We start from the raw sequence: 11,767 nt of genomic DNA on the forward strand, positions 1-11,767 counted from the left end.
ACCTGCCTGGAGCGAGCTTGTCTGCGGGCGGCGTTCCGACGAAAAATTCAAGTGCGCCGCGTATATCCAGGATGCCTGCGTCATCGTTAGCGATCTTCGCGAGCAAGCTCGCTCCTACAGGGGATTTAGCTAGCCGCAAAACAAATCGTGTACCATTTTTATATTTATCTGGAACAATCCATTGGTTTTTTGAGAACATCCCATTCCCCGCTGTGACCGTACAACCAAAGTGGGTCGCTAAACGACGTATTTAGTCTAATTTTCACAACCGCAACTCATCATGTAGTATGCCTCGGCGCGCACTACATAACGTTAGGTCGATGTCTGCCCAGGCGCCGTCAGAACCCCGAACAGCCCGTCAGCAAGCCTTGCGCCGTTGATTGGAACCACCCAGCCGCCGTTGATGGCATGTACTGGTGCCTTGGGTTTGTGGTTTAAATGGCCAGAGGCTTCATTGGTAAATTGAAAAGCTGAAAAGCGAATTAGCTCCGCAGAGTGAGGCAAGCAATGACTGAACACGTTCAAGTCGGTGGCCTGCAGGTCGCCAAAGTCCTGTTCGACTTCGTGAACAACGAAGCCATTCCCGGTACCGGCCTGACCGCCGACCAGTTCTGGGCCGGCGCCGATAAGGTCATCCACGACCTGGCACCGAAGAACAAAGCCCTACTCGCCAAACGCGACGATTTCCAAGCGCGGATCGATGCCTGGCACCAGACCCATGCCGGCCAGGCCCACGACGCGGTGGCCTACAAAGCCTTCCTGCAAGATATTGGCTACCTGCTGCCAGAAGCAGCGGATTTCCAGGCGACCACACAAAACGTCGATGATGAAATCGCCCGCATGGCCGGCCCGCAGTTGGTGGTACCGGTGATGAATGCGCGGTTCGCCCTCAACGCCTCCAACGCCCGTTGGGGCTCGCTGTACGACGCGCTGTATGGCACCGACGCCATCAGCGAAGCCGACGGCGCCGAGAAAGGCCAGGGCTACAACAAGGTGCGCGGTGACAAGGTCATCGCCTTCGCCCGTGCCTTCCTCGACGAAGCCGCTCCGCTCACCGCCGGCAGCCATGTCGATTCCACCGGCTACAAGATCGTCGACGGCAAGTTGGTGGTCAGCCTCAAGGGTGGCAGCAACAGCGGCCTGCGCAGCGATGCCCAGTTGATCGGCTACCAGGGCGATGCCGCCCAGCCAATCGCCATCTTGCTGAAGCACAACGGCCTGCACTTCGAAATCCAGGTCGACGCCAGCACTCCGGTCGGCCAGACCGACGCCGCCGGCATCAAAGACATCCTGATGGAAGCCGCGCTGACCACCATCATGGACTGCGAAGACTCCGTCGCCGCCGTCGATGCCGACGACAAAGTGGTGATCTACCGCAACTGGCTCGGCCTGATGAAGGGCGACCTGGCCGAAGAAGTGGCCAAGGGCGGCAAGACCTTTACCCGCACCATGAACGCCGACCGCACCTACACCGGTGTCGACGGCAATGCGGTGACCCTGCATGGTCGCTCGCTGCTGTTCGTGCGCAACGTTGGCCACCTGATGACCATCGACGCCATCCTCGATGCCCAGGGCAATGAAGTGCCAGAAGGCATCCTCGACGGCCTGATCACCAGCCTGGCAGCGGTCCACAGCCTCAATGGCAACAACAGCCGCAAGAACAGCCGCACCGGCTCGGTGTACATCGTTAAACCCAAGATGCACGGCCCCGAAGAAGCAGCGTTCACCAACGAACTGTTCGGGCGCATCGAAGAGGTGCTGAACCTGCCGCGCAACACCCTCAAGGTCGGCATCATGGACGAGGAGCGCCGCACCACGGTCAACCTCAAGGCCTGTATCAAGGCCGCCAGCGAGCGCGTGGTGTTTATCAACACCGGCTTCCTCGACCGCACCGGCGACGAAATCCACACCTCAATGGAAGCCGGCGCGATGGTGCGCAAAGCAGCCATGAAGGCCGAAAAATGGATCGGCGCCTACGAGAACTGGAACGTCGACATCGGTTTGAGCACCGGCCTTCAAGGCCGTGCGCAGATCGGTAAAGGCATGTGGGCGATGCCAGACCTGATGGCTGCCATGCTCGAGCAGAAGATCGCTCACCCGCTGGCCGGCGCCAACACCGCGTGGGTACCGTCGCCGACGGCTGCCGCACTGCACGCGCTGCATTACCACAAGGTCGATGTATTCGCCCGCCAGGCCGAACTGGCCAAGCGCGAACGCGCTTCGGTGGACGATATCCTGACCATTCCCCTGGCGCAGAATACCGACTGGTCCGAGGAAGAAATCCGCAACGAACTGGACAACAACGCCCAGGGCATCCTCGGCTACGTGGTGCGCTGGATCGATCAGGGCGTAGGTTGCTCGAAAGTGCCGGATATCAACGATGTGGGCCTGATGGAGGACCGCGCCACCCTGCGCATCTCCAGCCAGCACATCGCCAACTGGTTGCGCCATGGCGTGGTCAGCGAAGCCCAAGTCATGGAAAGCCTCAAGCGCATGGCACCGGTAGTGGATCGGCAGAATGCCGGGGACGCGCTGTACCGTCCTCTGGCCCCGGACTTCGACAGCAATATCGCGTTCCAGGCAGCGGTAGAGTTGGTGATCGAAGGGACCAAGCAACCCAACGGTTATACCGAGCCGGTGTTGCATCGTCGGCGTCGGGAGTTCAAGGCCAAGAATGGTCTGTGACTGAACCTTGATGTCTAGTCCTGAAATAGGTTTACACCTGTTTCAGTCTCAAAACGCCCGATGCACCGCATCGGGCGTTTTGTATTTCAGGGACAGGTGTGGCCGTTCCCCGTTGTAGATCAGCACCGATTCATCCACCATTTTCACTGCTTCCGCCAGGTTTTTAGGGCGGCACAGCAAAAGCTCGGTCTTCAAGATCCCGTTTATCCTTTCTGCCAGAGCATTCTGGTAGCAGTCATATCCGTCGGTCATTGAGCATCTAACGTTATGGCTAGCGTGCAAGCGCTGGTAAAGCTCGGAGCAGTATTGGGCTCCACGGTCTGAGTGATGGATCAGTGGCAGCTTGCTTCGACGTTTGCTAATTGCTTTTTCCATCGCTTTGATCACCGACTCGGTATGCAAGCTCTCATGCACATGATGGCCTACGATCTTGCGCGAGTAAGCGTCTGTCACGAGGCTCACGTAGGCGACGCTTTCCTGTGTCGGAAGGTAGGTTATATCTGCGACCCAGACATGCTCGGGCCTGCTGGCAACGATTTGTCCTGGACCCTCTTTGAGCAAATTCGGATGGCGGCGAAAGCGGTGATGGCTGTCCGTCGTTTTGTGGTAAGCCCGTTTGCGCACCACCAGTTCTCGAGCGTTGCGCAAGATGCTAAACAGGCGGTCTCTACCGACCCGCACTGGCGCGCCAACTTCGACGCTCATCAGGTAATGCAGCTTGCGCGTGCCTATCCTGGGCTGGCGGCGGCGCTTTTCAAGAACAAAGTCCATGACCTCTTGATCTTGACGAGTCCTTGCGTCAAAAGCTCGATTACGTTGGTAATACGCTTGGCGCGAAATGCCCATGAACAGGCAAGCCCTGGTGATGCTCAGGTCTTGGATTTGCCCTTGCGAGAGGACTTGCCGAGTCGCTTTTTTTACGACGCAAACACCGTAGTCATTCTTCAGAACATTCACGACGGCTTCGAAGAATTGCGCCTTCTGATTGCTTAGCGCCAGCTGTTCTTCGAGCTCTTTGATCCGCTGCTCGGGTGTCAGCGGGAGGGTTTGCTCGGTCATGGACCTGCTCCTCGGCTCTCGAATTGAGGCGCCTTGGCTCCAGTCCTGCCGGCCATGCTTGCGTAGCCAGACCAGTACCGTGGACCGGCCCTGAATGCCGTAGCGCCGTTGAGCCTCTTTATAACTCAACTCGCCCTTTTCGACCTGGTCTACGACCGATAATTTAAAGGCTAGCGTGTAGTCACGCTGGCTCCGCCTTTTGCCCGAATCCATTGGTTCCTCCTGAAGATAGGTCAGAAGGTGTAAACCTTATTCAGGACGGGACATGAAACATAAAAAAGCCCCGGTCGTGAGATCGGGGCTTTTTATTGGGGTCCGGTAGATCGTGTTGGCCGCATCGCCGACAAGCCAGCTCCCACAGTTGACCGAGTTGTCAGGGAGCACCGCTACCCAATGTGGGAGCTGGCTTGCCGGCGATGGCGCCAGCTCCGTCACCACAGGGTTACGAAGCCATCCCCAACTCGCGCTTGACCAACTTCGCCAACTTCACGCTATCAATCGGCTTGAGCAGAAAGTCCACCACGCTCAGATGCATTGCATCGATCACGTCCGGCGCTTCGGCGTCCCCGGACATGATGATGATCGGCAATGCCGCGCGGGTGGATTCGCGCACCTGGCGGATAAGTTGCAGGCCGTTGCTGGGGGCCATGCGCAGGTCGGTGATCAGTAGGCCGATGGAAGTGTTGGACTTCAACAATTCCCAGGCTGCCTCGCCACTGTCCGCCGTCATGCAGCGAATGCCGTCCAGCCCCAGGATTTCGGCCAGCAATTCCCGGGCGTCTTTATCGTCATCGACGATCAGCACCCGCTGCGGCGGTAAATCAGGCTCGAGCATCACGGCGCTCAGCGCTTCGCGCTCGGCGTCACTCAGAATATCTAGGTCGGGCATACGTCTCTCGGCAGTTCTTCTGAATCTCCCAGCACACTAGTCAGACATCGCCGGAAGGGCGAACAATGTGCACTTCGTCGGATAGTTTTCCTAGTGGGCGTTCTACGGGTCTGGACGATATTCATGTAAGGTTTTTCCTTAGTCATCGAAGGCCTTATAGCTACCTAGACTTACGTCCAATGGGCACCCGCCGCGTGGGGGTCGACCATGAAGGACGATAACGACAAAAAACTGCGGTCATGGTTATGAGTAAAGCTGATGCTTTCACCCAGGCAGGGAAAACTGCGGTGTTGCAGAACATTCACGGCACCCTGCAATTCCTTCAACGGTTCCCACCTTTCAACCAGATGGAAAACGCCCACCTGGCGTTTCTGGTGGAACAGTGCCAATTGCGCTTCTACGGCCCCGGCGAGAGTATTCTCAAACCGTCGGCAGGCCCGGTGGAGCACTTCTATATCGTCAAGCAGGGGCGCGTGGTCGGCCAGCGTCCGGATTCGGCCGAGACCACCTTCGAAATCGCCACCGGAGAGTGCTTCCCCCTGGCCGCCCTGCTGGGAGAGCGGGCCACCCGCACCGAGCACAAGGCCGCCGAAGATACCTTCTGCCTGCAATTGAACAAGCCGGCGTTTATCAAGCTGTTTGCCCTGTCCGGGGCGTTCCGCGATTTTGCCTTGCGTGGGGTCAGCAGCCTGTTGGATCAGGTCAACCAGCAAGTCCAGCAGAAAGCCGTGGAAAACCTCGGCACCCAGTATTCACTCAATACCCGCCTGGGCGAATTGGCCATGCGCCACCCGGTGACGTGCAGCCCGCTGACGCCGCTGCGTGAGGCGGTCACGTTGATGCATGAGCAACAGGTCGGCAGCATCGTGGTGGTCGATGAACACAAGGCCCCCCTGGGGATTTTCACCCTGCGTGACCTGCGCCACGTAGTGGCCGATGGCACCAGCGACTTCACCCAGGCCATCGAGCGCCATATGACCCAGGCGCCGTTCTTCCTCAGCCCGGATCACAGCGCCTTCGACGCGGCAATTGCCATGACCGAACGGCACATCGCCCACGTTTGCCTGGTCAAGGATCGACGCTTGTGTGGCGTGGTGTCCGAGCGTGATCTGTTTTCCCTGCAACGGGTCGATCTGGTGCACCTGGCCCGCACCATCCGCAATGCGCCACGGGTGGAAAACCTGGTGGCGCTGCGTGGCGAGATCGGCCAACTGGTGGAGCGCATGCTGGCCCATGGCGCGTCCTCGACCCAGATCACCCATATCATCACGCTGCTCAACGATCACACGGTGTGCCGGGTCATCGAACTAAGCATCGCCGACAAAGGCGACCCCGGCGTGCCGTTCAGTTGGCTGTGTTTCGGCAGCGAGGGGCGCCGCGAACAGACCCTGCATACCGACCAGGACAACGGCATCCTGTTTGATGCACGGGACGCCGCCCATGCGGCCGAGATTCGCGGCCTGCTGTTGCCGCTGGCGCAGCAGATCAACCAGAGCCTGGCGCTGTGCGGCTTTACCCTGTGCAAGGGCAATATCATGGCCGGCAACCCCGAGCTGTGCCTGTCCCGCGCCGAGTGGGCCCGGCGCTTTGCCGCGTTTATCCGCGAGGCGACGCCGGAGAACCTGCTCAAATCCAGCATCTACTTCGACCTGCGCGTGGTATGGGGCGATGAGCAGGGCTGCGACCAGTTGCGCCAGGGCATCCTTGACCAGGTCGCAGACAACCGCTTGTTCCAACGGATGATGGCCGAGAACGCCCTGCGCCAGCGCCCGCCGGTGGGGCGCTTCCGTGATTTTGTGCTGACGCGCAAAGGCTCGGACAAGGCCACCCTGGACCTCAAGGTGCAGGGCCTGACACCGTTCGTAGACGGTGCCCGCCTGTTGGCCCTGGCCAATGGGATCGCCGCCAACAACACCCTGGAGCGCTTGCGCCAGCTAGTGGACAAAGCGGTGATCGAACGCCTGGACGGCGCAGCCTATGAAGAGGCCTACCACTTTATCCAGCAAACCCGCATGCAGCAGCACCAATTGCAGACCCGCGAGAACCAGCCGTACTCCAACCGGGTCGACCCGGACAGCCTCAACCACCTGGACCGGCGCATCCTGCGCGAATCCCTGCGCCAGGCCCAACGCCTGCAAAGCAGCCTGGCCCTGAGGTATCAGCTGTGAGCCTGTTCAGTTGGCTACGCCCACACCGACCGGGGCTCGATGCCCTGCAACAAGCACGCCTGCAACAACTGCCAGCCCCCGGAACACTCGGCGACAACACCTTGCGCGACCAGCGCTGGGTGGTCCTGGACCTGGAAACCAGCGGCCTGAACCTCAATCGCGATCAGGTGTTGTCGATTGGTGCAGTGGTGATCGAAGACGGTGCCATCGACTTTTCCCAGCAGTTCGAGCGCACTTTGCTGCGGGCGCACACCAAACTCAGCCCCAGCGTCCTGATCCACGGCCTGGGGCCCAGTGCGATCGCCGCCGGTTGCGACCCAGCCGAGGCGTTGCTGGACTTCATGGATTTTGTCGGCGACAGCCCGCTGCTGGCGTTCCACGCACCGTTCGACCAACACATGCTCGGCCGGGCGCTCAAGGACAGCCTGGGTTATCGCCTGGCCCATCCGTTCCTCGACGTGGCAGACCTGGCGCCACTGCTATGTCCCCAAGCGCATATTCGCGAAGCGGGCCTGGATGACTGGATCGCCCACTTCAACCTGCAAGTCGGTGAGCGCCATCACGCCAGCGCCGATGCCCTGGCCACCGCTGAGTTGATGTTGATTCTGTTCAGCCGCGCCCGCCAGCAAGGGCTGGACAGCCCCGCCGCGTTGCAGCAGCGCCTGAGCCAGTGGAAACGGCGCAAGCAAGCCCCGTCCTTCTAAACACCACAACCCGGCTCCTACCATCGGTTGTGGTGCCATCATCCGACCAACGCCAATTGCGCAGCCTCATCGCCTCTGCCACAATCGCGAATAATTCTCGTTAGTTTAAACTTGCCGATTGGTGATGCCTTGTCGTCCGCCCAAACTCCCCACAGTGAGCTTGTTGGCACGTTGTACCGTGACCATCGCGGCTGGCTGCTGGCATGGTTGCGGCGCAACGTGGCGTGCCCCAGTCGTGCCGAGGACCTGAGCCAAGACACCTTCATGCGCCTGCTGGGACGTGAAGAACTGCGCGAACCTCGTGAACCCCGGGCGTTCCTGGTAGCCGTCGCCAAGGGCCTGCTGTTCGACTATTTCCGCCGCGCGGCGCTGGAACAGGCCTACCTCACCGAACTGATGCTGATCCCGGAAAGCGAGCACCCTTCCCCACAAGAACAGCACCTGATCCTCGAAGACCTCAAGGCCATCGACCGCCTGCTGGGCAAACTCTCCAGCAAGGCCCGCGCTGCCTTCCTCTATAACCGTCTCGATGGCCTGGGCCACGCCGAGATCGCCCAGCGCCTGGGTGTTTCCGTGCCACGGGTGCGACAGTACCTGGCCCAGGGCATTCGCCAGTGCTACATCGCACTGTATGGCGAGCCGCTGTGAGTCAGATCAGCTCCAAACCGGTTTCGGCACGCGTGCTGGATGCTGCGATTGCCTGGCAACTGTCCCTGGATTCCGGGGATCGCAGCGCTGTGGAGCATGACGAGTTCAGTAAATGGCTGGCCAGCAACGACGAACACGCCCGCGCTTGGCGCCAACTGGGCATGCTCGATCAGCGCTTCAGCGTGGCCAGCGGCCCGGCGCGGGCGGCGCTGCTGCAATCGCGTGAGGGCATCCGCCGCCGGGTGCGCAAGCTCGGCAGCGGCCTGGCCAGTGTGGTGCTGGTCTGCGGCCTGGCGCTGTTCGCAGGCCAGCGCTACGTGCCCATCAACTATTGGCTGGCCGACCAACGCACCGCCACCGGCGAACAACGCACGCTGAAGCTGGCGGATGGCACCCTGATCAACCTCAACACCCACAGCGCCATTGATGTGCGCTTTGACGAAAAACGCCGGGTGATTGTGTTGCAGGACGGCGAGATCCTGGTCCAGACCGGCCACAACGATGCGCGGCCCTTTGTCGTCCAGACCCGCGACGGCAGCCTGCGCGCCCTGGGCACGCGGTTTATCGTCAAACGCGAGGACGACGGTACGCGGCTCAGCGTTTTGCAGTCGGCCGTCGCTGCGCAGCCCGAGGCGTCGCAGCAGGAGCAGGTGTTCAAGGAAGGCCAGCAGGTGCTGATGCGCCAGGACGGCCTCGGTCCACTGCTGGCGGTCACGCCCGGCACCGACGCCTGGACCCGCGGCATGCTGGTGGTCGACAACGCGCGGCTGGCGGATGTGGTCGAGGAACTCGCCCGCTACCGCAGCGGCTATTTGGGTGTGGATAAAAACGTGGCCGACCTGCGCATCACTGGCAGCTTCCCGCTGCAGGACACCGACCTGGCTTTGAATGCGCTGTTGCCCACCTTGCCAGTGCAGATCCAGCAGCGTACGCCGTGGTGGGTGACGGTGGTGCCAAAGGTTGCGGGCAACCCTTAGGGCCCTATCGCTGGCAAGCCAGCTCCCACACTTTGAATTGTGAACACCCCCAAATGTAGGAGCTGGCTTGCCAGCGATGAGGCCCTGAAAGCACCCCCATTTCCCTCAGACAAAAATATTTTCACCTCCCCCTATCACTTTTTGATTCTCGCTCGGCAAACAGGCAATTGAGAAATATTTCCATTTCGGAGCCGCCCTATGTCCCGCACGCTAGACACCTTGTTGCGCCCCAGCCTGTTAGCCGTGGCCATTGCCCTTAGCGCCCCGCTGGCCAGCACTGCGCTAATCGCCGCCGAACAGGCGTCCAGCGTGCGTGCCTACAATCTGCCAGCCGCCCCGTTGGCCAGCACCCTGAACCAGATCGCCAGCCAGGCCGGCCTGGCACTGACCCTCAACCCAGCACTGGCAACAGGCAAGACCTCGGCCCCGGTCAAAGGCCAGTTCGACGCCCCGGGCGCCCTGCGTGAAGCCCTGCGCGGCAGTGGTTTGCAGTTGGAGCAGAGCAGCACCGGCACCTTCACCCTGGTGCCCGTCCCGGAGGGTGTAATTGCACTGCCAGAGACCAGCATCATTGGCCAGGGCAGCTATGAAAGCGCCTGGGGACCGGTGGATGGCTATGTCGCTACGCGTACGGCGGCGGGGAGCAAGACTGATACCGCGCTGGTAGAAGCACCCCGTTCGATCTCCGTCGCAACCCGCCAGCAGATGCTGGACCGCAACGTGCAGAACCTGGATGACGCGGTCAAGTACATGCCCGGCATCGTTTCCGCCAGCTATGGCAGTGACACGCGTTATGACTGGATGCGCGTACGCGGCTTCGAACCCACCCATTTCCTCGATGGCCTGCCACTGCCTCGTGGTGTGTACGCCAACCCGAAAGCAGAAACCTGGAACCTCGACCGCCTCGCCCTGCTGCGTGGCCCTGCCTCGTCGGTCTACGGCCAGACCCCACCGGGCGGTCTGCTGGATATGGTCAGCCGGCGCCCCAGCGCAGAATCAAGCAATGCCATCCAGGTGCAGTACGGCAGCGACAACTACCGCCAGATCAACTTCGCCAGCACCGGCAAGATCGATGATGAAGGTCAGTTCCTCTATGGCCTCAGTGGCGTGGTGCGCGACGCCGGCACCCAGGTCGATCACATCGACAACAAGCGCTACAACATCGCGCCGAGCCTGACCTGGAATATCGATACCGATACCAAGCTGACCTTCCTGTCGCAGTTCACTCGCGACGATACCGGCACCACCAGTCAGTTCCTGCCGATCGTGGGCACCAAGATCAAATCTCCGTTGGGCGAAGTATCCCATCACAAGAACCTGGGTGACCCGGACTACGAGTTCTACGACCGTACCTACTACGCATTGGGCTACGCCTTTGAGCATCGTTTCAACGATACCTGGCAATTCAAGCAAAACCTGCGTTACACCAAATCGGAGCTGTCCTTCCAGCAACTGACCGTGGGCGCTTACTTCCACGCCCCGGTGGACGCTGAGGGCAATATCAGCCGCACCTCGACCAATGTGGACGAGGACATCGCTCAGTTTGCAGTGGACAACAACTTCCAGGCTGACTTCGCCACCGGCAATATCAATCACACTGTGCTGATCGGCCTGGATCATCAGCGCACCAATAGCTCCTATCTATCGATTTTTGGTGACGGTGGTTCCGTTAACATCTACAACCCGGTCTACGGGCAGCCAATCGTGCGCCCAGCGCGCAAGGATGCGTTCTACGACTACGACCAGAAAACCGTACAGACCGGCCTCTATGTGCAAGACCAGATGGCCCTGGACAAATGGCGCCTGACCCTGGGTGGACGTGAAGACTGGGTGCATCAAGGCACCACGTACCTCAACAAGAGTGACGCGACCAATACCGACCGCAGCAAAAACTTCAGTGGCAACGCTGCACTGAGTTATGTGTTCGACTCGGGCTTTGTACCGTACCTGTCCTATGCCGAGTCATTCCAGCCAGCGAGCAACGCCAGCGTTGACCCGGTCAAGTCGTACAAACCCACCGAAGGCAAGCAATGGGAATTGGGGGTCAAGTACCAGCCCCCTGGTAGCAACACACTGCTCAGCGCAGCGGTTTACGACCTGACCCAGAAAAACGTGCTGGTCACTCGATTCGGCTCGGGGGGCGAGTCGATCACCGACCAGGCCGGCGAAGTGAAGGTCAAGGGCCTGGAGCTGGAAGCCATCTCTGATGTGACCGAGAACCTCAAGGTCATCGCCGCCTACACCCTGGCCAAATCCGAGGTGCAGACCGGTATCTACAAAGGTAACCGCCTGCAACTGATGCCAAACCAGCAAGCATCCCTGTGGACCGACTACACCTGGCACGACGGTGTTCTCGACGGTTTCGGCATTGGCGCTGGCGCCCGCTACACCGGAAACACCTATGGCGACCAAGGCAACACCTGGCTGGGCAAGGCCGATGCCTACACGGTGTTCGATGCCGCCGTGCATTACGACCTTGGCCGCCTCGACAATAGCCTCAAAGGTGCCTCGGTAAAACTGAACGCCACCAACCTGTTCGATAAGCAGTACATCTCCACCTGTGATGCCTCCTACTGCTACTACGGCGACCAACGCAGCGTCGTCGCCAGCGCCACCTATCAGTGGTAACGCACTGAG

The 11,767-nt window shown here is 60.4% G+C and carries 8 protein-coding genes; 6 read left to right on the forward strand and 2 right to left on the reverse strand.

Annotated elements, in window-relative coordinates:
- The first annotated feature begins 507 nt into the window (after nucleotides 1–507).
- Nucleotides 508–2,685, forward strand: coding sequence for a malate synthase G (locus JTY93_RS24920; RefSeq protein ID WP_205479877.1), 2,178 nt, complete (start codon nucleotides 508–510; stop codon nucleotides 2,683–2,685).
- A 48-nt stretch (nucleotides 2,686–2,733) separates the two neighbouring features.
- Here the strand turns inward: JTY93_RS24920 and JTY93_RS24925 are convergent, their stop codons facing one another.
- Both JTY93_RS24925 and JTY93_RS24930 read right to left on the reverse strand, forming a co-directional pair.
- A complete protein-coding gene (locus tag JTY93_RS24925; protein ID WP_205518915.1) occupies nucleotides 2,734–3,957 on the reverse strand; it encodes an IS3 family transposase in 1,224 nt (407 codons plus the stop codon).
- Nucleotides 3,958–4,186: 229 nt separating this feature from the next.
- On the reverse strand, nucleotides 4,187–4,633 hold the full coding sequence (locus tag JTY93_RS24930; protein WP_205478081.1) for a response regulator: 447 nt from the start codon (nucleotides 4,631–4,633) through the stop codon (nucleotides 4,187–4,189).
- A 245-nt stretch (nucleotides 4,634–4,878) separates the two neighbouring features.
- Between JTY93_RS24930 and JTY93_RS24935 the strand changes: the two genes are divergently transcribed.
- The 5 genes from JTY93_RS24935 to JTY93_RS24955 all read left to right on the forward strand — a co-directional run bounded on the left by JTY93_RS24935 (nucleotide 4,879) and on the right by JTY93_RS24955 (nucleotide 11,758).
- Nucleotides 4,879–6,801 (forward strand): putative nucleotidyltransferase substrate binding domain-containing protein, encoded by a 1,923-nt coding sequence (locus tag JTY93_RS24935; protein ID WP_205478082.1) that lies wholly within the window; start codon nucleotides 4,879–4,881, stop codon nucleotides 6,799–6,801.
- Nucleotides 6,798–7,505 carry a 3'-5' exonuclease gene (locus JTY93_RS24940; protein WP_169999440.1) on the forward strand — a complete coding sequence of 236 codons (708 nt, stop codon included), beginning with the start codon at nucleotides 6,798–6,800 and terminating at the stop codon, nucleotides 7,503–7,505. The genes JTY93_RS24935 and JTY93_RS24940 overlap by 4 nt, the downstream gene beginning before the upstream one ends.
- A 129-nt stretch (nucleotides 7,506–7,634) precedes the next feature.
- Entirely contained in the window at nucleotides 7,635–8,153 is a 519-nt protein-coding gene (locus tag JTY93_RS24945; RefSeq protein ID WP_169999441.1) for an RNA polymerase sigma factor, read from the forward strand.
- A complete protein-coding gene (locus JTY93_RS24950; protein ID WP_205478083.1) occupies nucleotides 8,150–9,130 on the forward strand; it encodes a FecR domain-containing protein in 981 nt (326 codons plus the stop codon). The genes JTY93_RS24945 and JTY93_RS24950 overlap by 4 nt, the downstream gene beginning before the upstream one ends.
- 198 nt (nucleotides 9,131–9,328) lie before the next feature.
- Nucleotides 9,329–11,758 carry a TonB-dependent siderophore receptor gene (locus tag JTY93_RS24955; protein WP_205478084.1) on the forward strand — a complete coding sequence of 810 codons (2,430 nt, stop codon included), beginning with the start codon at nucleotides 9,329–9,331 and terminating at the stop codon, nucleotides 11,756–11,758.
- The last annotated feature ends 9 nt before the right edge of the window (nucleotides 11,759–11,767 follow it).

The organism is Pseudomonas hygromyciniae (genome assembly GCF_016925675.1).
Taxonomy (GTDB): domain Bacteria; phylum Pseudomonadota; class Gammaproteobacteria; order Pseudomonadales; family Pseudomonadaceae; genus Aquipseudomonas; species Aquipseudomonas hygromyciniae.

Bases quoted from the DNA above. Each gene is read 5' to 3' on its own strand.
- JTY93_RS24920 (WP_205479877.1), top strand. From the start codon at position 508: ATGACTGAACACGTTCAAGTCGGTGGCCTGCAGGTCGCCAAAGTCCTG.
- JTY93_RS24925 (WP_205518915.1), bottom strand. From the start codon at position 3,957: ATGGATTCGGGCAAAAGGCGGAGCCAGCGTGACTACACGCTAGCCTTT.
- JTY93_RS24930 (WP_205478081.1), bottom strand. From the start codon at position 4,633: ATGCCCGACCTAGATATTCTGAGTGACGCCGAGCGCGAAGCGCTGAGC.
- JTY93_RS24935 (WP_205478082.1), top strand. From the start codon at position 4,879: ATGAGTAAAGCTGATGCTTTCACCCAGGCAGGGAAAACTGCGGTGTTG.
- JTY93_RS24955 (WP_205478084.1), top strand. From the start codon at position 9,329: ATGTCCCGCACGCTAGACACCTTGTTGCGCCCCAGCCTGTTAGCCGTG.